Origin of the sequence: Actinopolymorpha pittospori, assembly GCF_014873875.1 — a bacterium.
Classification (GTDB): Bacteria; Actinomycetota; Actinomycetes; order Propionibacteriales; family Actinopolymorphaceae; genus Actinopolymorpha; species Actinopolymorpha pittospori.
Window position 1 is genome coordinate 5,604,732 of the sequence record NZ_JADBEM010000001.1, and the last position, 20,381, is coordinate 5,625,112.

At 65.4% G+C, this 20,381-nt stretch carries 14 protein-coding genes and 3 pseudogenes; 9 read left to right on the plus strand and 8 right to left on the minus strand.

Features of this window, described 5'->3' with window-relative positions; all coding sequences use genetic code 11:
* Positions 1 to 63 precede the first annotated feature (63 nt).
* Positions 64 to 1,467, minus strand: coding sequence for an IS1380 family transposase (locus tag HEB94_RS26260; RefSeq protein WP_192752376.1), 1,404 nt, complete (start codon positions 1,465 to 1,467; stop codon positions 64 to 66).
* A gap of 1,811 nt (positions 1,468 to 3,278) precedes the next feature.
* Here HEB94_RS26260 and HEB94_RS53725 point away from each other — a divergent pair.
* Positions 3,279 to 4,127 (plus strand): SRPBCC family protein, encoded by an 849-nt coding sequence (locus tag HEB94_RS53725; RefSeq protein WP_192752377.1) that lies wholly within the window; start codon positions 3,279 to 3,281, stop codon positions 4,125 to 4,127.
* A gap of 490 nt (positions 4,128 to 4,617) precedes the next feature.
* Here the strand turns inward: HEB94_RS53725 and HEB94_RS26270 are convergent, their stop codons facing one another.
* Entirely contained in the window at positions 4,618 to 5,997 is a 1,380-nt protein-coding gene (locus HEB94_RS26270) for an IS1380 family transposase (protein ID WP_192751886.1), read from the minus strand.
* Positions 5,998 to 6,353: 356 nt separating this feature from the next.
* Between HEB94_RS26270 and HEB94_RS26275 the strand changes: the two genes are divergently transcribed.
* Positions 6,354 to 6,617, plus strand: a complete 264-nt coding sequence (locus tag HEB94_RS26275) for a DUF2243 domain-containing protein (RefSeq protein WP_202896554.1) — start codon at positions 6,354 to 6,356, stop codon at positions 6,615 to 6,617.
* Positions 6,618 to 7,132: 515 nt separating this feature from the next.
* On the plus strand, positions 7,133 to 7,906 hold the full coding sequence (locus HEB94_RS26280; RefSeq protein WP_192752378.1) for a transposase: 774 nt from the start codon (positions 7,133 to 7,135) through the stop codon (positions 7,904 to 7,906).
* A gap of 332 nt (positions 7,907 to 8,238) precedes the next feature.
* Here HEB94_RS26280 and HEB94_RS26285 read toward each other — a convergent pair.
* The 4 genes and pseudogenes from HEB94_RS26285 to HEB94_RS26300 all read right to left on the minus strand — a co-directional run.
* Positions 8,239 to 8,766: pseudogene (locus HEB94_RS26285) on the minus strand (transposase); the annotation flags it as partial.
* 5 nt (positions 8,767 to 8,771) lie between these two features.
* A complete protein-coding gene (locus HEB94_RS26290; protein ID WP_192752380.1) occupies positions 8,772 to 9,539 on the minus strand; it encodes a transposase family protein in 768 nt (255 codons plus the stop codon).
* A gap of 245 nt (positions 9,540 to 9,784) precedes the next feature.
* On the minus strand, positions 9,785 to 10,294 hold the full coding sequence (locus tag HEB94_RS26295) for an SRPBCC family protein (RefSeq protein WP_202896556.1): 510 nt from the start codon (positions 10,292 to 10,294) through the stop codon (positions 9,785 to 9,787).
* A gap of 183 nt (positions 10,295 to 10,477) precedes the next feature.
* A pseudogene (locus HEB94_RS26300) lies at positions 10,478 to 11,212 on the minus strand (IS701 family transposase); the annotation flags it as partial.
* Between the two features lie 135 nt (positions 11,213 to 11,347).
* On the opposite strand from HEB94_RS26300, the gene HEB94_RS26305 reads away from it, so the two are divergent.
* Positions 11,348 to 11,836 carry a hypothetical protein gene (locus tag HEB94_RS26305; protein ID WP_420481547.1) on the plus strand — a complete coding sequence of 163 codons (489 nt, stop codon included), beginning with the start codon at positions 11,348 to 11,350 and terminating at the stop codon, positions 11,834 to 11,836.
* On the opposite strand, the gene HEB94_RS26310 is transcribed toward HEB94_RS26305, so the two are convergent.
* The gene (locus HEB94_RS26310; RefSeq protein ID WP_192752382.1) at positions 11,807 to 13,024 is read right to left on the minus strand and encodes an IS110 family RNA-guided transposase; all 1,218 of its coding nucleotides are present in this window, start codon (positions 13,022 to 13,024) and stop codon (positions 11,807 to 11,809) included. The genes HEB94_RS26305 and HEB94_RS26310 overlap by 30 nt on opposite strands.
* 262 nt (positions 13,025 to 13,286) lie before the next feature.
* On the opposite strand from HEB94_RS26310, the pseudogene HEB94_RS26315 reads away from it, so the two are divergent.
* A pseudogene (locus HEB94_RS26315) lies at positions 13,287 to 14,229 on the plus strand (IS1380 family transposase); the annotation flags it as partial.
* Positions 14,230 to 14,370: 141 nt separating this feature from the next.
* On the opposite strand, the gene HEB94_RS26320 reads toward HEB94_RS26315, so the two are convergent.
* Positions 14,371 to 14,730 (minus strand): DUF6098 family protein, encoded by a 360-nt coding sequence (locus HEB94_RS26320; protein ID WP_192752383.1) that lies wholly within the window; start codon positions 14,728 to 14,730, stop codon positions 14,371 to 14,373.
* A gap of 439 nt (positions 14,731 to 15,169) precedes the next feature.
* Here HEB94_RS26320 and HEB94_RS26325 point away from each other — a divergent pair, with 439 nt between their 5' ends.
* The 4 genes from HEB94_RS26325 to ctaD all read left to right on the plus strand — a co-directional run bounded on the left by HEB94_RS26325 (position 15,170) and on the right by ctaD (position 20,306).
* Positions 15,170 to 15,541: a CBS domain-containing protein gene (locus HEB94_RS26325; protein ID WP_192752384.1), complete on the plus strand. Its 372-nt coding sequence runs from the start codon at positions 15,170 to 15,172 to the stop codon at positions 15,539 to 15,541.
* Between the two features lie 503 nt (positions 15,542 to 16,044).
* The gene (locus HEB94_RS49515; RefSeq protein ID WP_202896557.1) at positions 16,045 to 16,215 is read left to right on the plus strand and encodes a hypothetical protein; all 171 of its coding nucleotides are present in this window, start codon (positions 16,045 to 16,047) and stop codon (positions 16,213 to 16,215) included.
* A gap of 915 nt (positions 16,216 to 17,130) precedes the next feature.
* A complete protein-coding gene (locus HEB94_RS26335) occupies positions 17,131 to 18,054 on the plus strand; it encodes an SDR family oxidoreductase (RefSeq protein ID WP_192752385.1) in 924 nt (307 codons plus the stop codon).
* 533 nt (positions 18,055 to 18,587) lie between these two features.
* Positions 18,588 to 20,306: an aa3-type cytochrome oxidase subunit I gene (ctaD, locus tag HEB94_RS26340; RefSeq protein ID WP_192752386.1), complete on the plus strand. Its 1,719-nt coding sequence runs from the start codon at positions 18,588 to 18,590 to the stop codon at positions 20,304 to 20,306.
* The last annotated feature ends 75 nt before the right edge of the window (positions 20,307 to 20,381 follow it).

Consider the following 20,381-nt stretch of genomic DNA (forward strand, 5'->3'; position numbering starts at 1 on the left):
CTGCTGGTCTGTCCAGCTTTTCCACTGGGGTTCTCCGGTCGGGCCTGCGCGGCGGTGGATGGGTCAGGCGGTGACGGGTGGTCCGGTCGCCACTGCGAACACGCCGTTCCACAGGGCGGTCCAGTGGTCGGCCCAGGGCCAGTGCGCGGGCAGGTGCAGGACGCGGCGGCGTTGCGGTTGAGCGATCCGGGCGGGGACGTTGATGATCTGCCGACGCAGCGTGGCGCCCCGGGCCAGGGCGTGTTTCGGCCCGGCGAGGGTTCCGGCGGCGCGGAGCAGGTTGTGGGCGATCGTGGCGCAGATCGCCCAGGCGCCGTTGGCGGCAAAGCGCGCCGAGGGTAGGTGCGCCAGTGGTCCGTCGATCAGGTCGGCGAACACGGTCTCGATGATCGCGTGCCGGCGGTGGGTGATGTCGGCGGCCGCGGTTGGTTCGGTGCTGTTGGTGAAGAACGGGTGGTAGCGCCAGACCGGGAACAACTCCTCGGTGCGAGCCCGGTCGCGCACCCGGCGTACCACCAGCCTTGCGGTGGTCGGGTTCTTGGTGGAGGCGAACGCGGTGAACTCCACCTCGGCGACCTCGGCGTCGGAGATCAGTTCACCGGTGTCGGGATCTGTCACCGCGCCCGGGTAGTGCACCGGGGTCCAGGCGTGGTCGGGGATGGAGCCGATCGCCCGGGATACCGTCGGGTTCTTGGTGAGCACGACCGAGTACCGCACCCCTGCCTTGACACAGCCCCCCACGACCGCGCTGTTGCCGAATGCGGAGTCACCGCGGACCAGGATCTCGCCTGTCGCGCCGGCGGCACGGGCGGTACCGATAGCCTCGCGCACCATCGACGCCGCGCCCTTGCCCGAGCCCGCTTTACCGGCCCGGAGCCGGATCCCGGCCACCACCGGCGCGCCTTCACCGGTGCTGATCGTGGTGGCCAGTGGGGACAGCCCCCGGCGCAGCACCTGCCGACCGGCGATCTTGGTGTGCCCGAAACTCGCGCCCTGCTTGGTATGCCCGTACACCGGCCGCAGCAGCGAGTCGATGTCGACATACGCCTGGGTCTGGATGCCGGGCAGCAACTGGCTGTGCTCGACGAGGTTGACCAGGTGCGCCCGCGCCACCGACGCCAACTGCAGGGTGTGGCCGTGGGTGAACTCCCGCAGAAACTGGCCCAGCGTCGCGCACGCGTACACATCGCCGAACAGCCGCGGCATCCCGCCGGAGCGGACCACGTCCAGATCGTCGATGCTGTCCGCGCCGGCGGCCATCCCGGCGATGATCGAGGTCAGCTTGCCTGCCGGGTTGGCCCCGGCCGAGGCCACCCTGGTCGCCCAGATGGCGACCTTGCTCAAGATCACCTCTGACAGGCCCGTCCGCTCGGCCAACCCCATCACCGGGACCAGCCCCGCGCACGACACGAGGCGCTCATCGTCGAACAGCGGCGCAGCCTTGGACCACGAGTGCGGTAGTTTCACTTCAAGTGCCTTCTCGGCTCGGCAGGATCAGGACGTCAGCACTCCCGATTCTCCTTGCCCAGAAGGCACTTCCTTTGCATGACCCGCCGCAGGACCACCGCCAGTCAGCTACGACTCCACGGATTCAGGCGCGCTTAGACCTGGAGGCTGAGCGGCAAGGATGGAGGAACGTCCGACATAGGGGTCGGGGCGCATAGTGTCCGGGTTGGGAAGGTCGGCGAGAGTTGGCCTATAGGCCGGTGAGGATGATGTCCAAGCCGCGTTCGAGTTCGGCAGCTCCGTCGTAGCCGGCCAGAACGGGGGCGAGGCTGCGTAGAAGCGGAAAGCTGTGGATGGGGAGCCGGCGCAGGCCGAGGCGAAGCAGATCGTCGGCCTCTTGGGGTTGGCTGCTAATTCTTGGAGTTCATGTTCGATGGAGGTTGGCTGCGTTTCTGCACGGAGAGCGTGGAGCCGCCCGCGCCGGCCACCTGGCTCAGGCGGCGAGAGAGGAGCGTCAACCCTCGCAGGAGGCCGGACTATGGCAGTAGTTGTGACGGTTGTCCGGCAGGGCCCGCCCGCCTCCGAGATGGCGTTTGAGTCGGCGGGCGGGCACCTTCATCATCTGTCGTACCCACCCCCGACACCTGCCGCCCAGAAGGCTCATGAAGGTCTGCACATGCCGACTCGGAGGCTTACGCCGTAAGTCCCGGGGTGGTCGGGTCGGTCGTCCCCTGCTCTCCGCGGATGTCCGTGCCTATCGTGCTGTGGATACGACAGGGGAATCATGACCGCGGATCCATCGGGCACCGGGCAGGTATGCAGCAACGCCACGTGCAACCGGGCCGAGTATCACCGTCACTGGGTCGATCCCGGGCACGCACTCGGTGCCTGCCTGTTCGACATCATCCATGGGGGTCCGCCCAACGAGGCCGACCTGTCTGTGCTCCCGCCGGGATGGCGGCAGCTGGTCAGGTCGGTCCAGAAGCGGTGCGAGGGTAGCCACGCACACACGCCTGAGGGTTCGTGGGGGGCTCCGGCGCAGCGTGGTGCACCGCTAGTCGCGACCGGTGTAGCCCCTTTGGGGGCTACACCGGTCGTGTATACCCAGCGGATTCCGCCAGGCCGAAACTCGGCTTGCTGGGAGGTGTGAAGGGGTCGTCCTAGTAGATCGACTCGACCTCGATCGTGCCGTCGAGATCATGAACGACAGTTGGCTAGGGTGCGCGGCACGCGCCGGCTTCCGGCCCTCTTCGATCGCGTCTGCCTTGTTCCCGAAGTAGTGGAGTATCTCGTCGTTCCGGGTGAGCTTCCACTGGGCTCGATCCGGCTGGACGCGGTACCCCGGCCGATCGGCGTCCATGGCTGGTCCGTCCCTCTGTGCGCCAGCACTGGCGGCTCCTGTCGAAGGACACCCGCGACTGGATCAGACATGACTTCCCCGCCCTTTACGACGTCGCGAGAAAGCCGGACCGCCGGGCAGGACATGAGAGTTCACTGTCGTTGCCTCAGATGCTGCTAGCCGGCTAAGGGTAGGCGAGACAGGATATGACGCGGCCGGCTCATAGACGCGATTCGTAGGCTGCGCGTCGGTGGGTTCGTTTCGAGTAGTCAAGCGGGTTCAATCAGCCGTCTGGTGGTCCTCATCTACCGAAGTTCAGGTCCTGGTGAGTAATGTCATATTAGCGAGCGAGCATTGGTGGGCTGTCAGATGTCCGGGTAAGTCCTGGGAGTCCCTTGCTCCCAAGGTTGCCTGGGCCGGGCGGTTCGACAGGAGCCGTGCCTAGTGTCATGAGGAGAGCATTATGGGTCGGACAAGGAGCCACCGGCCCCCGGTGGACTCGGCAAGCATCGGCGAAGGATTACGGGAGAGGCCGGCGAGGAATCCAGCGACGCAGCGCCTCTACGTGTACCTGTCTTCAAAATTGCAACGAAGATTAGGAAAGCTTAGCGGAAAGCTTGGAGAGGTCACGCGGAGCCTTGCTGGCGTTGCGAGTGGCGACGAGGGAGTTGGAGGGATGTTGGGGAGAACCATCAAGGAACTCCTTGGTGGCTCGTCCCTCGGTGGTGCAGTCGTGAAGGCAGGGCTGAAGACGGTGGCGGATAAGGTGATGGCCCTCTTCAAAGGCCTCGGCGGTAAGGGCTCGGCTGGGAAGCCGATGAACCTGGTCGAGGATCTCGACGTGCCGGTGCCGTTGCGGCTGGCATACAACCACTGGACCCGGCTCGAGGACTTCCCTCAATGGTCGAAGGCCACCCAGAGGGTTGACCTCGACAGGAAGGACCCGACCAAGAGCAACTGGAAGGCCAGGGTCGCGTTCTCCAGGCGCAGTTGGACCGCGACAGTAGCCGAGCAGATTCCGGATGAACGGATCGCCTGGCAGTCGAAGGGGCAGACGGTTGTGAACGGTGTCGTCAGCTTCCATCCCCTGGACGACAACCTCACAAAGATCCTCTACGTCCTCGAGTATGTTCCTCACGGTCTCTTCGAGAGGACCGCCAACCTGTGGCGTGCGCAGGGTCGGCGCGCACGCCTCGACATCAAGCAGTTCCGCAAGTACGTAACCACTCGGGCCGATCCCGAGGAAGAGGGCTGGCGTGGGGAAATTCGGGACGGCAAGGTCGTCCGTGACCACGGGAGCGTGCTCAAGGAAAAAGAACACGAACACGTGGAGACGTACTGACGAGAGGAGCATGAAGACGCGGACGAAAACCAGGGACGCGGTGGCAATGAGCGGGAGGCCAAGGAGGCATGGGGCCGAGGCGCTCAAGCAATCCTGTCGAGAAGCACACTGACCAACGAGATGTGCCGCATTGCCCTCGACGAGGCGATGCTTGAGTTGCACCCGCGTCGGCGCCGGCATCCAAAGCGGTCCCTAGATGCGCTAGCCCGACCGCTGGCAGGAGATGCGAGCAGCCTTCTGGCCAACGTGGATCGTGTGGCCGAATCGGCGGCCAAGCCAGGCACTAGCCGGGCGGGCGTCGACAGCTAACCTCAACTATTCACGGAAATTGATCTAGTGGTGATGGATTCTTGTTTGGGCTTGCGTGGTTGTGAAAGCTGCTTGCGGGTAGGCTGGCGCGCCCGGCGGCTGGGCGCCGGTTGTTGTTGTTCAGTGGGGGTTTGCGGGTCTCCGTTTCTGCGGCTCGCGAGGTGGTCAGGGACGGCGGGTGTTAGCCGAAGGCCGTACGGATGCGCGTCCAGCCTTTCTCGATCGCGGGGCTGGGGGTCCAGGAAGAGTCCAGTTTCAGATACAGCTGTCGGGCGGTGGAGACGATTTTTCCGGCGACGTGTAGGACTTTGTAGCGGAAGGTTTCGGGTGTGGCTTTGGCGATCCCGGGGTGGTCTTTGAAGCCGAGCAGTTTCGCCCAGCTGATCAGATCCGCGGCGGCGAGCGCTATCTCGAACCAGGCCTGGTTGTGGCAGAACGCGTCCAGCGGCAGGTTGCCCAGGCCGAGGTGGCCGGAGTCTTTGATCCGTGCTTCGACGTGGGCGTGCTGGCGGTGTCGTAGCTCCAGTCCCTGGATCTGGTGGGGGACTACACGGGCCGGGGTGTCGGTGATGAACGCGGTCAGCCGCATCCCGTCACTGGTGGTGTTGTGCAGTTGGAGTTGGGCGCCCGGATGCGGGCGTTCCTTGCGTAGGATCAGCCGGGTGCCTTGCGGCCACTTCGACAGATCCACACAGTGTGTGGCTTCGAACACCATGGCACCGTCACGGATCCCGTCGTCTTCGATCGCGGTCGCCCACAGCTGCTCGTCCACCGCGTCGGCGATCCCCACATAGGTGGGGGTCGACTCGGTGGAGAAGCTGAACTCGCAGTGTTTCTGCCGGCAGTAGGCGGCGAAGTCGTAGGTCGCCCCGGCCGCATCGGCCCGGATCAGGATCTCCGGCGCACCGTCGACGCCAGGCCGGTAGGACTCCGGGAGCGCTTCAAGGGTCAGGTCCAGCAGTGTCTTGTGGTCGGCGATGGTGTTCGACCCGGCGTTTCCGGGCCGAAGGATCCCAGCCAGCGACTCCCCGCCGGAGATCTCGGGCCGGTCCAGATAGGAGTGCAGCGGATGGAACCCGAAGCTCTTCTTCCAGGTCGGTGCAGCGCCGGACTTCTCGCTGTGAGCGATGGTGATCGTGGCATCGAAGTCGATGTGCAGATACCCACCGGTGGCCTCCAGGTCCGGGGCCGCTCCCGCCTGCCAGGCCCGCTCACGCGCCTTCGCCCGCGCCTGACGCACCAGCCCCAGATGCCGTTCATCGATCCTGTCGACCAGCCGCCACACGGTCGGCTGACTGGCCACCGCCCCGTGCAGTTGCGGGCGGTCCCGCAACACCGCGATCCCCGACGTCGACGTCGCCCCATCGGCGATCGCACACGCCTGATCAGCGAACACCTGCCCCGGAGAGTGAAGCCACGGGCCCCGATACGTGTCAGCCAACGCCTGGGTGACGAACCTGGTCAGACCCACGAACTCAGCGAGCTCGCGCAGCATCGACACACCCGCATGCGAGGCCAACCCGTGCCCATCCGAGCTGACCCGAAACCGCGGCCCAGCCACGCCACCCCTGCCGCCAGCCGAACCATCCTTGCCTCGGCGTGCCCTCTTCCCACCCGACGAACCCTTGCTACGCTTCACCTACGGAGTGCCTTTCTACGAGAAAGATCGTTGTCCTCAAACACCGATTCTTCCTTACAGGCAAGGCACTCCGCCGCATTTAGACCCCGTGCCGCCGACCCACGTGAATAGCCGAGGCTAATACCGGTGTCACATAACGTAGCGCGGTCCCGGGGCTGCCAATGCCCGCGCTGGCCTCGTCTCGTTCCGGCGCTGTGCTGAGGGTTACCGGCCTCCCCTCCGGGTAGCGAAGGTCCCGTACAGCTTGATCTTCGCGAAGCCATCGAGCAGGAATCACCATGGCCACCACCACCGACCGGGCCGGGGCGGCTGTCCGTCCGGTGAGCCTGCAGTTGCCGGGACTCGTGCTCGGGGTGGGACTTGGCAGGTTTGTCGACGGGATCCTGCTGCATCAGGTGCTGCAATGGCATCACATGCTGTCCAGCACCAACAGCGACAACATCGGCGTCAGGTACTACAGCCCCCACACTGTGTCGGGCGCCCCACCCCCCGCCAGCAGCACCGCCGGAACCGCGCCAAGGCGGACAAGGCTTCCCGCCTAGCCGAGGCAGCCAGTTGGTCGTATGGCCTGGCCGTACGACCCACGTAGAACCGCTAGCGCCCGTCGGCGGCCGGGGGTTCGCCCTCTCCTTGATCAGTCGCCTCCGCGCGCCTCTCGGCACCCGTCATCTCGTCCACGCCCGCGTCATCGCCTGCGACCCTGCCGACAAACGTACTGCTTGGCGTGGTGCCTGTGGTGCTGTGGCGGTCTTGGGCTTTGGCGTTGGGAACGCCGCCGGTAGCTCGAGACCTCGCCGTGCCGGTGTCACCAGGAGCATCGGCCTCGCCGAGCCGACGACTGTTACGGTCTCGCCCAAGACGGTCACGTAGCCATGACCAGATCGACATGGCAGCCTCCACATCAATTCGGAGGAAACGCCAGATCCGCTGTCGCACCGGCCGCGCCTACCAACCTGGCTAGCGCCATCCAGTGCTCTCTACCCACGTTCCAGCCTAAAGGTTGTCCCGTAATCGGCGTGTCGGGTCGGTAGACCCGCCGGTCGGGGTTGACCATGTCGTGGTGCAGGTGATCAGTGCCGCCTCGGATGGCTGGATTCCACCGTTTACGGGGTTGTCGGTGCGGCAGTTCCGCAAGCTGGTGGGCATCGTGCGGGCTCGTGGCGCCGAGCAGACGGGTGCGGGTCGCCGGTGGGGGCTGCCGCTTGAGGACCGGGTGTTGCTGGTCGCGGTGTACTACCGCACGAACCTGACGTTGCGGCAGGTGGCGTTGCTGTTCGGGATCTCCAAGTCCGCGGCAGGGCGGGTCGTCGACCATCTCGCTCCGTATCTGGTGCTCTCGCCCCTGCGGCGCCGTCGGGGGCCGGAGCAGGTGTTGATCGTGGACGGCACCCTGGTTCCCACCCATGACCGCAGCATCGCGGCGTCGTCGAAGAACTACCGGTACTCCACCAACCTGCAGGTCGTCATCGACGCCGACACCCGCCTGGCGGTCGCGGTCGGCAAGCCGGTGCCGGGTAACCGCAACGACTGCCGCGCCTTCGCCGACTCTGGCGCTGATGCCGCCTGCGCGCAGATGGCGGTGATGGGCGATGGTGGCTACCAGGGCACCAGGGTGATCACACCGTTCCGTAAACCAGCTGGCGGCGCGTTGCCGGCATGGAAGGAGCAGATCAACACCCGCCACCGCCGCATCCGCGCCCGAGCCGAACACGCTCTGGCCGGCATGAAGAACTACAACATCCTGCGTAACTGCCGACGCAAACGCCAAGGCGTCTACTACGCCACCTCAGGCATCGCCCTCATGCGCAACCTCACCCTCACCACCGACTAGCCACCACACCCACGGTCGACCCGCCCAACCCCAGCACGCCACAAGATCATTACGGGACAACCTTTAGACAAGGTCCGGCGCTTGCTGCACGCGACGGATGCGGCTCGGCTTAGCCTCAATCCGTGGACCGGGTGAGTGGGCCTCGGCGCGGTAGCAGGGAAAGTGCCTTCTGGATCGGGAGAATCTGGAGTGTCTAGTAGGACTTTGTCATGTCGATCATGGTGGGGCGAGTGCTTCGATGTGGTCGATGGTGACTTCTTGTCGGCAGGTGGGGCATGCGCCGGCGATGAGGGCGAGCACGATTTGTAGCTCGTGTACGACTGCGTACAAGCTCAGGCCGGCGCATCCTGTTTTGGGTCGAGTCTGACCATGGTGCAGAAAGCTTGGGCGATCGCGACGAGTGTGACGTGGCGGTTCCAGCCGGTCCAGGAGCGTCCTTCGAAGTGGTCGAGTCCGAGCCCGGTTTTCAGTTCGCGGTAGTCATGTTCGATCCGCCACCGGATCTTTGCCAGGTCGACGAGCTGATCGATCGGTGTGTCGGCAGGCAGGTTAGAAAGCCAGTAGTCGGTAGGCTCGTTCGCCTCATCGGGCCATTCGACCAGCAGCAGCTTCGCCGGCAAGGTCCCATCGTCTGCGCGAGGGATGTCGCGGTTGGCCGGACGTACCACGAACACCGCGAACTTCGAGGTCATGGCAGCACTCGGATTACCTTTCGTTTTTCTGGTCCCCTGCCGCCACGCCACCTCCTGGTAGGCATCGCGGCCGGCCGCCATGGCGATCTCGCGCAGACTCGATGCCGGCTTCGGGTAGTGGGGCTTGGGACGTCTGCCACGACCACCGTTACGTGGCGGTCTCACCGGGAGGCTTATTCATAAGTGCGGAAGAAGAATAGGCCGGTGACAGCTTTCAGCATGCTGGCGTATTTGGAGATTGGTGGCCGGTAGCGGCCGCCTTCTTCGCTGAGCATTCGCCATGTTTTGAGGTGTGCGATGACGTGTTCTACGGCGGCTCGGATTTTGGACAGTTGCGTGTTGAAGTCGGCCTGGGTTTGGTGAAGTTCGCCGTTGGCGGGTTTTCTGATCGGGGTGATGTCGATGCCATCGACTCCGACGTAGCCGAGGTCGGCGAGGGCGTGGATGTTGGTGAGCTTCTCTGCGAGTCCGGACGCGGAGTAGGCGTAGGCGTCGTGGCGAGCACCGTGTACCGGCGTGGCGCCGACGCCGGCCAGTGTTCCGTCCATGGTGGCGGCGATCTGGATGTTCATGCCGGCGTAGCCGGCCTTGCCGGAGAACAGGTCGGGGGTCCCTCGCCAGTCCCATGTCGGGCAGATTGTGCCGTCGACCAGCACGGTTCCAGCTCCGACCACCCGCTGCGGGTCGGGTACGAACTCGGCCAGGGCCTGCCCGATGGCCGGGCGTAGCAGGTCCCATCGGCGGCTCACCGTGGGCTGGCTGACCCCGAAGATGGCCCCGGCGAAGTCCTGGGTGATGTTCTTGCGCATCAGCGACACGACCATCGCGATCGAGCGGTACAGGCCCAGCGCGTCCGGACGGCCGCGCGAGTGGAGGTCTCCGATCAGTGTGTGGACACGCCCGGCAAGCTCGGTCAGTTGCCCATCGGTCAGCCCTGTCATAGCCTCATACCGCAACGGCTTCTCCAGATGGTTTCCGCAGATTTGGACGTCCGCGAAAATCTCATGCGAGGAGCCGTTGCTTTTCCAGCCCGACACGCATCATCTGCGAGATTGATCAGATGTTGTTAGCTGACCCGAGTAACCACTGAGGAAATTCAAAAGAATTCGTCCACTCAATTGGAAGCTACAGCCCGACGCCCGACGATGAGTGGCTGCCTGGATGGCTGCCTGCTCAATGTCGGCGGTCAGGCCCGGGACGTCGGTGCGGCAAGCTCGGCCAGGTGGTGCAGCGAGTTGGAGAGATGCTCAGGGCCGAACGGCGGGAACTGGAGGTACTCCCGGATGGACTGCGGCACGGCCGACCAGTCGTAGGTGAGCGTGACCTCAGTCTCGGACGGACCGAACCGCGCCAGGTCGTAACGCCAGAACCAGCCGCCGAACTCCAGGTGACCGTCGCCCTTGGGGTCGTACCCCGTCAGCCAGCCAATGGCGCGCGGCGGGTCGAGCACGTGGACCTTGTTGGCCACCTGGTAGCCACCGTTCGGATGGTCGGCGTGATACATGTCCATCCGGAAAATCTGCTCGACCTCGGTCAGCGGCGCCCGGTCGACAGCTTCCTGAACCCAGCCGGTGCCATCGATCGCAGAATGGGTCGTCGGGTCCGCCAGCACCGCGAACATCCCCGCGGCGGGCACGGCGACGGTCAGGGTGGCGCTCACGTTCTCCGCGGCCACGGTGTGCACGCTCCTTGGCATCTCGGATCATCTCCTGTGGCTTGGGCGGCGCCCCTCGTGGGCGGCGCTCACCCCTTCCACGAACGCCTCAACCCCGATCCGACACCGCCTCCCGGACCGCTAACCTCTAAGTTTCCTCGGCCCACGTGTCGCAGATCAGGTGTCGGAGATCTGTTACTTCTGGCAACCTTATGAATAAGCCCCCGGCTCCGCTTCGCCGGGGTGGGCGCTGGTGCCGGCTTTGAGTGCGACCACATAGTCCAGGCCACGTTCTTCCACGCCGAGCCGGAACCTGGTGCAATCCCCATATCCGGCATCGGCAACGACGGGAAGCCTCGGCGACCCCCATTCGGTCTGCTCATCAAGCATGTCCAGCGCGAGCCGCCACTTCTCGATATGCCTCACGTCGTCAGGGACTTTGGATTCGGCTCGCTTCCGGCGGACCTTCTCGGCCTGCTCGGGATCATCACAGGCCTTGTCGTCCCAGCTTTCCGGGCAGAACAACCGCCAGTCGACCGCCGCCGAGCAGGTGTCGTTGACCGCGTGAACACTCACCCCGATCTGGCAGTTGGCGGTCTTGCCCAACGTCCCGGAATACTGCCAGGCCACACACGCCGAGGCAGGCCCGTCCTTGGGGAATCCGGTGTCGTCGATCACGTATGCCCGCGGCCCAATCGCCTGCGCAGCCCACGAGCTCAACCTGCGCCGCACCGCGGTGAAATCCCATGTCGAGGAGGTGACGAACTGCTGCAACCGCTGATGATCCACACCCAGCCGCTCCGCCATCGGCTGCATCGACTTACGCCGACCATCAGTCAACAGGCCACGCAGATACAACTCACCCGTGGCACGCTGATCCGAACGCGCAAGACAACCCAGCATGTCGGCTGCGAACTCGCCAAGCCTCGGCCGCAACTCCGCTATCTGATCAGGAGTCATGCACCGACCATGTCAGAACATCAACCACAGAACACGAAACGACACACCTAACAAAGTACTACTAGGTCCTGATCCAACCCGATCCAAAAGGCACTGACAGTGAAACTACCGTATGGGTGGTCGCGGGCCACGCCGGTGTTCGATGAGCAGAATCTGGTGTCGTGCGCGGGGTTGGTGCCGGTGATGGCGTTGGCGGAGCGGGCGGGCCTGTCGGAGCTGGTGGGCGAACGGGTCGCGATCACGGAGACGACGGTGGCTTCGGCGGCGGCCAACCCGGCGGGCAAGCTGGCCTCGATCATCGCGGGGATGGCCGCGGGTGCGGACTGTATCGATGATCTGGATGTGATCCGGTCGGGTGGGATGCGTCGGCTGTTTGGTGGGGTGTATGCGCCGGCGACGTTGGGTCAGTTTCTGCGGGAGTTCACCCATGGCCACACCCAGCAGTTGGCCTCGGTGGCGCGGGCTCATCTGGTCAACCTTGTTCAGGCCAGCGGGTTGTTGCCGGGTATCGAGGATCGGGTGTTCATTGATATCGACTCGTTGTTGCGTCCGGTGTATGGGCGGGCCAAGCAGACATCCCATGGCGAAATATTGTCAAGCGGCGGCGGTGTGGGTGTGGTGTGACCAGGCGGCCGCTTCGTCGTAGACGGTGCCGGTCTTGAGGCAGCCGTGCAGGATGCCCACGAGGCGGTTGGCGAGTTGACGCAGTGCGGCGCGGTGGCCGGTCCCGCGCCGGCGGAGTTCGTCGTAGTAGGAGCGGGCGCCTGGCGAGCCGGTCAGGGCGCTGAACGCTTGCTGGCCGAGTGCATCGATCAGTCTGTTGTTGTGGACGTAACGCGCGAGGACGGTCTTCTTCTTGCCCGAGGCGCGGGTGATCGGGCTTGTGCCGGCGTAGTTCTTGCGGGAGCGGGCGTCGGCGTAGCGGTGGTCATCGTCTCCGAATTCGGCAAGCACCCGGGCGCCGAGGATGGGGCCCATGCCGGGCTGGCTGAGGTAGATTTCAGCGTCCGGGTGCTGACCAAAATGGGCTTCGACCTGCGCTCCCATCGTCTTGATCTGCGCGTTGAGGGTGCCGATGACGGCGACCTGCGCACGGACCGTGGCCGCGTAGGCGGTCGTCACCGCGGCGGGCTGACGCAGCTGCTCAGTGCGCAGCGCCGCGCGGATCACCCGGGCCTTGTCGCTGGCGTGGTGTCGATGGGGATGCTTGAGCGCCGCGCTGATCTGCGCGATGGTGAGCCGCGCCGCCGCATCAGGATCGGGGGCTTTGGCAAGCAGCTCAAGGGCATCGGCGGCAGTCAGATCATCGAAGGCCTGCAACGCCGCGGGGAAGAACTCCCGCAGCACGTTACGTAGCCGTTGCGCATGCCTAGTGCGTTCCCAGATCAGGCTCTTGTGGGCGCGGGCCACCACCTTCACCGCTTCGGCCTGGTCGCTGTCACCGGCGACCGAACGCAGCTGATGAGAGTCGGTGCGGACCATGTCGGCGAGGGCGTGTGCGTCCGCGGCGTCGCTCTTGGCACCGGAGACACTCTGCCGCTCGCGGTAACGAGCGACCTGCAGCGGATTGATCGCGAACACCCGGTAGCCCGCGGCGATCAACGCGAGCACCCACGGACCACGGTCGGTCTCGATACCGACCACGACCTGGTCGGCCTCGTCCTCGTCCAGGTGCTGGGCGACCAACTCATGCAACTGAGCGACGCCGGCCAACCCCTCGGTGAAGCGGGCCTTGGCCAACCGCCGGCCCGTCTCGTCTTGCACCTCGATGTCGTGGTGGTCCTCGGCCCAGTCGTCTCCGACGAACAGCAACCCCGTTCTCCGTTCTTCCGTGTCCCGCACAACGATCAGGTTGACGTAGCCCGCGGAAGAACCACCAGCACCCTAATGATCAAGTGCTCACGCCTATGAGCAGCGGGCACGACATCCCATCAGCGGTCGACTCTTCCGACCACCGGCAAGGGGCACGATCTGCTTGTAGGACTCCCGAGATCCAGGGCGGGAGAGTGCTCACCTGCCAGCGGCTACCAAGCACCGAGTCTGCCTCAACGACGAACCCGGTAGCTCTCATTAGGGCGGGAGTTTCGGGCACACCAAGATCGGCGGCCGGCAGGTGTTGCGCCGGGGCCTGTCGCCGCTGGCGACCACGATCAGCACCCATCCAGGGGGCGCCGGTGGTGGCTGGGATCCGGCTCCGAGCCGGGCGGGCCGCCTCTGGCAAGGGTGCGGCGAGCATGGTGGCCGAGGCGATCGCCACCGCCCGTGTCGCCGGCGCCAGTGGGGAGATCTTGGTGCGGGGCGATTCGGCGTATGGCAACCACGTCGTGGTCGGCGCGTGCCTGAAGGCCGGGGTGCGGTTCTCGGTGGTGCTGACCAAGAACCCGGCAGTGACCGCTGCGATCGCCTCCATCGCCGAGGACGCCTGGACCCCGGTGCACTACCCCGGCGCGGTCACCGATCCCGACACCGGTGAGTTGATTTCGGACGCCGAGGTCGCCGAGACGGAGTTCGCCGCGTTCACCTCCACCAAGCACCCGGTCACCGCCCGGCTGGTCGTGCGCAGGGTCCGTGACCGAGCCCGCGACCAGGCCGGCGAGGAGGAGCTGTTCCCGGTATGGCGTCATCACCCGTTCTTCACCAACAACACCGAACCCACCGCGCAGGCTGACATCACCCACCGTCGGCACGCGATCATCGAAACCGTGTTCGCCGATCTGATCGACGGGCCGTTGGCTCATCTGCCCTCAGGCCGGTTCGCCGCCAACAGCGCCTGGGCGATCTGCGCAGCCATCACCCACAACCTGCTCCGCGCCGCCGGCACCCTCACCAGCCCCCGCCACGCCGCCGCCCGCGGCGCGACCCTTCGCCGCCACATCGTCACCGTCCCCGCCAGAATCGCCCGCCCACAGCGCCGGCCCGTCCTGCACCTACCCGAGCACTGGCCCTGGGCGGAACAGTGGGAAGCCCTGTGGCACAACGTGTTCCGGCCCGCGACCGGGCCACCACACGTCGCCTGAAACTAGCCACCCGCCGCCAAGGCCCGACCGGAGACCCAAAGGAAAGCTGGGCAGACCAGCAGCCCCGCCTTGCCCACCCACCACCAACCGCGACCCACCCACAACCAAAACCATCAACCCAGCGAGTCCACGGATTGAGGCTTAGATCGCGGCTTCGCCGAGCCAGGCGAACGGTTCGACGTCGCTGAGGAGCGGTTCGTCGTCGGGGCCTCGGCCCACCATGGTGCCGGTGAGGACCCAGCCTCGGTGGCTGTCGGAGCGCGTGGCCAGGTGCAGGTACTGGCAGACCTGTCGTGCGAGCCAGTCCAGCAGCGGGCGAGTCCACCAGTCGGACGGATCGAGCCGGTCGGCCGACAGCCCGGGCAGGGGTGGGTCGCTCTCGTAGTCGATGCTCGCCTCGTGGGTGTCGTGCTCTGGTCCGTCGGCGAAGCGGACGAACAGGCGCGTCCGCTGGCAGGACAGCAGGTCCGCAAGTTCTTCCAGGTTGTCGAGGACTCGCATGGGTACTCTTCTACGCTGGTGAGCGTGCCTACTCCGACGGGGGTGCGCGTCGGTCGGTCCCGTGTTGACCGTCCGCGCAGCGATCTCCTCGGCTCGGTCCTCACCGGAACCACGCTTCTTCGCCGAACTCTTCACGTCGCTAAGATCCGACGCCTTGATCGGCTATGGTGACGAACCTTTCGCCTCTATGACGCTACCGAGGTCGCTAGTCAGTCGCAGCGAGTAGATAACTGGGCGAGCCTCGCTTCGTAACAGGTCAGCCACGGTCATTGGCATCTTCGCTGAGCGGTGGCTTCTCCTGGTGACCTGGACGCGGCGGTCCGCGGTTTGCTGGGACCTGAAGTCCTGCTCGACACGGGCCGTACGGCGAGCACGCTGCCGGCTTGGATGCGTAGCGTTTTCACTAAGCGCATACACGTAGAGAGAAGGAGATGAGCTGATGACTTCGGTGCGGGAGGTTATGACACCAGGCCCCGTCGGTCTTCCTGAGGACGCCAGCCTTATCGATGCTGCTCGGAGGATGATGGAGGAGGACGTCGGTGACGTTCTGATGTTCTCTGAGGCTGGTGTACGAGGAATAGTGACAGATCACGACATCGTGGTTCGAGGACTCGCGCAGGGAGCCGACCCCAACACGACGCCGATCCACGATGTCGCCACAGAGTCGGTGACCACGGTTCAAGCGTCGGAGAGCTGTGACCATGCTGCCGAGACGATGCGGGAGAAGTCCGTGCGTAGGCTCCCCGTGGTCGAAGGGGACGAGGTGGTCGGCGTGGTCTCGATCGCCGATCTGGCACCCGATCTTCCGTAGGTGGCCCGCCCGGCCTCCGACGACGACAGATCAGCTCGACGAGCCAGTGGCCACCATGCGCCGTCGGACTTCCCCGAGGCTCTACGCACCGCTGTCCGCGACCCGAGTGCGATTTGGCCGTAGTGTGCGTAGGGAAGCGACTAAAGCTGGGCGCCCATCGGTCTCGGCCTCGAGGAGGACCACCATGGACCGTTCAACGATCTCGTCCCCTCTTCAGATCTACCTCAACGATCACCTCGCTGGTGCGTCCGATGGGATCGAGTTGCTACACCGAGCCGCCCGCGTCCACCGAGAGGACGGCACGGGGCCGGAGCTTTCCGAGCTGGCTCGGGAGGTGTCAGATGACCGCGCCAGCCTCGTGCAGATCATGAAGGACCTCGGCGTTCCGATCCGGCGTCACAAGGTTGCTTTGGGCTGGTTGGGCGAGAAGGGTCGGCCGACTCAAGCCTAACGGCCGCCTGATCTCGCGGTCACCGGTCAGCGACGTCCTGGAGATTGAACTGATGCGGCTGGGTGTGGAAGGAAAGGCGTCGTGCTGGCGCACGTTGCGAGTCCTTTCCGACGGCAAACTCGATCCCACCCGCCTTAACAATCTGATCCAGCGCGCAGCCCAGCAGGTTGAGAGGTTGGAAAGGTTGCGGATTTCCACAGCCGCCGACGCGTTCACCGCCTGATCGTCGAAGAACAGGTCCGACGTGTGCTGACGAGTTGGGCTTCGCTTGGGATATCCCTTCCTTGGATGGGCATTGGCGCCGCGTGTGCTGCGCCACCCAGTCGGTTGCGAAGGACCACCTCGATTTCTCTCGCGACGCGCACCTAGCCTGGGGTTGATCGGGGGTGAGAGCAGTGTCCGCTGCCGTGTCGCGAGACCTGCCTTATCAGCCATGTATGCACGGCACTGCCCGTCCTGCGCGCCCTGACCGCACACCTTGCCGGCCGTCTCGCCGTCGCCGAACCTGAACCGGCTCACGAGTGCGATCCGGCCGCCGGGGAAATGACACCACGGGGTCCCGCTGTCCTGGTAGCACCAGGTGACGGCTCCGGCGGGGTCCTGCGCACAGGTGACTGAGCGGCGGTCGACGGTCGCGGGCCTGCCACGCTCGCAGGCTTCCGCACCGAGAGGGGTCAGGTCTCCGTGGTGCAGATGTCGTTGCGGAACTCGCCCTGCCCATCGGCTCGTCCCGGATCGTCTAGAAGGCGCCGGCCGCCGTGCGGCACGGAAGTTTGCCCTGGGAGGGGTAGCCCCCCGCTCGCAGGGTCCTCGGTGGCGTAGCGCCGATTCCTGACTCACCCCGTTCGCGCTGCGGGCTATGGGCGATGCTGGCCGCACCACACCCTGACTCAGCACCCGCACGGCGATTTGCCCGGCCCGACCCTGGGGCTGGCAAGCGGGCAGGGGTGGGTGCGCCAGGGATCGGCCAGCATCTCCAGAATGGGGCGCCTGCCCGGTCCGGCCATGCTGAGCCGGCAGCCGAGCTGCCAACGATCTCAAGGCAGCGAACAGCCGACGAGCGTCCGACAAGCGCAGAAACCTACGCGCGCCACGGACTCGTCATCACCCTGGCCCGCGCGAGGCGCATACTGGGTGGATGGGCCAGCAGCATCCAGCCGATCTGGACGTGGTCACCGGGGCGTTCGGCTATTCGGGTGCGGCGATCACCGCGGAGTTGTTGGCCGCCGGGCGGCGGGTCCGTACCTTGACCGACCATCCCGGCCGTGCGCCAACCGGAACCCCTGTCGAAGTCCGGGCGCTTGACTTCGACGATCCCGCTGGCCTGGCCGACTCGCTGCGTGGCGCGCGGACCCTGTACAACACCTACTGGGTGAGGTTCCCGCGCGGGCGGGTCAACCACGACGTGGCGGCAAGCAACTGCCGCACACTCTTCCATGCTGCCCGAGCGGCCGGTGTCAGCCGGATCGTGCACGTCTCCATCACCCATCCGGCGATCAGCTCGCCGTATCCGTACTTCCGGGGCAAGGCACTGGCCGAACGCGCTCTTGCTGAGACAAGGGTCAGCTACGCTGTGATACGCCCGGCCATCCTGTTCGGCGGCGACGGTGTGCTGCTGAACAACATCGCCTGGTTGCTCAGGCGACTCCCCCTATTCGCGGTCGGCGGCACCGGCGGCTATCGAGTGCGCCCGATCCATGTCGAGGACCTGGCGCGGCTGTGCGTCGCCGCCGGCGCGTCGGACGTTACCTCCACTACCGACGCGGTCGGCCCGGAACGGCCGTCCTTCCTCGAACTGGTCCGCGCGATCGCCGGGGCAGTACACAGCAAGGCCCGGATCGTCCGGGTGCCCAGAACCCTCATCCCGCCGTTAGCTGCGGTGCTCGGCTTGGCACTGCGGGATGTATTGCTGACAGCAGAGGAATACCGCGCCATGACCGCCGGACTGGCCGACACCGATGGCCCGGCTACCGGAGCGGTGCGACTCAGCGACTGGATCGCCACCAACGCCGATACGCTCGGAATCCACTACGCGAACGAGATCAACCGCCACTTCCGATGAGTGCCTCAGCGCTGCGTCTCCGCGGCCGTCATGCTGTCGGCGCCGCAGCACAGTAAGCACTGACATCGGGGGAGAGCACGGGCCCGGCCATCCTTACGGGCAGGGCTTGCGGCATGAAGGGGGATGGTGGCATGTGCAGATTCTCAGGAGTTTTGTGTGTCAGTCCGATCGTCGAACGGACGGGACGGCAGCATCGGAGGAGCTTCTACCCACACGCAAACTCCATCTGGGGGTGGGCAGTGGGCACCCTAGATGCCTGGCACCGGCGGGTTACGCCCCAGGGGTCACGGTCATCGTCCCACCGCCGTACTCTGGCGCAGCAGCCGGCGGCGGTGTTGACCTCGGCGGTCGGTTACGGCGCGCTCGGTTAGCGTCGGAGCATGACCTGACATCTGCATGTTTCGGCTCCTGCCATGCTGCAGGTCGGGTGCGCCGCTGCGGGTTTGCCCAGCCGAACGTCGACGCGCCGCCTCGGTTTCGCATTTTGTGACCTGGGCAACGATCCTCCGTGGATAGGGGTCCGGGGGATCTTCATGGCGACGATTCAGACACGTACTGAACCGCGGCCGGGGGCGCCGAGAAGGCGCAACCTTGGAGCGGTGATCGTTCGATGGGTCACGTCGACTGACCACAAGGTGATCGGTCACCTCTACCTCATCACGTCGTTCGTGTTCTTCCTCGGCGCGGGTGGGTTGGCGATGGCCATGCGCGCAGAGCTGGCCAGGCCGGGGCAGCAGGTGTTCCGTGGTGATGCGGGCAACGAGGTCTACAACCAGTTCGTCACCATCCACGGCACGGTGATGCTGTTGTTGTTCGCGACGCCCTTGTTCATCGGTTTCGCGAACGTCATCATGCCGTTGCAGATCGGCTCGCCCGACGTCGCGTTCCCGCGGATGAACATCTTGAGCTACTGGATGTTCCTGCTCGGTGGTCTCATCGTCTACGGGTCCTTCCTGACCCCGAGCGGGGCGGCGGACTTCGGCTGGACGGCCTACGCGACGCTCAACGGGCCAGAGCATTCCCCGAACGTCGGCGGGGACATGTGGGTGATGGGCCTCTACCTCTCCGGTCTGGGCACCATCCTCAGCGGCGTCAACTTCATCACCACGATCTTCTGCCTGCGAGCACCCGGCATGACAATGTTCCGGATGCCGATCTTCACCTGGAACACCCTGCTCACCAGCGTGCTGGTCATCATGGCGTTCCCGGTGCTCGCGGGCGCGTTGCTGATGCTGGAGGCAGACCGTAGGCTAGGTGCGCACGTGTTCGACGCCGCGTCCTACGGGCCGATCCTGTGGCAACACCTGTTCTGGTTCTTCGGGCATCCCGAGGTCTACATCATCGCGTTGCCGTTCTTCGGCATCATCACCGAGATCCTCCCGGTCTTCAGCCGCAAACCGCTGTTCGGCTACATCGGCATGGTCGCGGCGACGCTTGGGATCTCGATGTTGTCGATGGTGGTGTGGGCGCACCACATGTTCGCCACCGGCAGCGTCAACCTGCCGTTCTTCTCCTTCACGACGTTTCTCATCGCGGTGCCCACCGGCATCAAGTTCTTCAACTGGATCGGCACGATGTGGCGTGGCTCCCTGACCTTTGAGACCCCCATGCTGTGGTCGATCGGGTTCCTCGTGACCTTCCTGTTCGGCGGGCTGACCGGGGTGATCCTCGCCTCGCCACCGCTGGACTTCCACACCAATGACACCTACTTCGTCGTCGGGCACTTCCACTACGTCGTCTTCGGCACCGTCGTCTTCGCGATGTTCGGGGGCTTCTATTTTTGGTGGCCGAAGATGACCGGGCGGATGCTCAACGAAACGCTCGGAAAGATCCACTTCTGGACTCTCTTCGTCGGCTTCCACACGACCTTCCTGGTCCAGCACTGGCTCGGAGCCGAAGGCATGCAGCGTCGGATCGTCGACTACCTTCCCGAGGACGGCTTCACCACGCTCAACACCGTGTCCTCGATCGGTGCCTTCCTGCTCGGGATGTCGACACTGCCGTTCATCCTCAACGTCATCCAGGCGCGTAAGGGTCCGAAGGTCGAGGTGGACGACCCCTGGGGCTGGGGCCGTTCCCTGGAGTGGGCCACATCCAACCCACCCCCACGACACAACTTCACCTCCATGCCCCCTATCCGGTCCGACAGCCCGGCTTTCGACCTCCATCACCCCGAAGTAGCCCGACTGGAACAGTTCCACCCGGTACGAGCAACAGAGGGCCCTGAACCGACTCCCGACGAGCCGAAGTAGCCGCCACGCAGCGAGCTGGGGCCGCCACTTGTATCACGCGGGGAGGACGACATGCCTCACGGACGCCAAATCGCT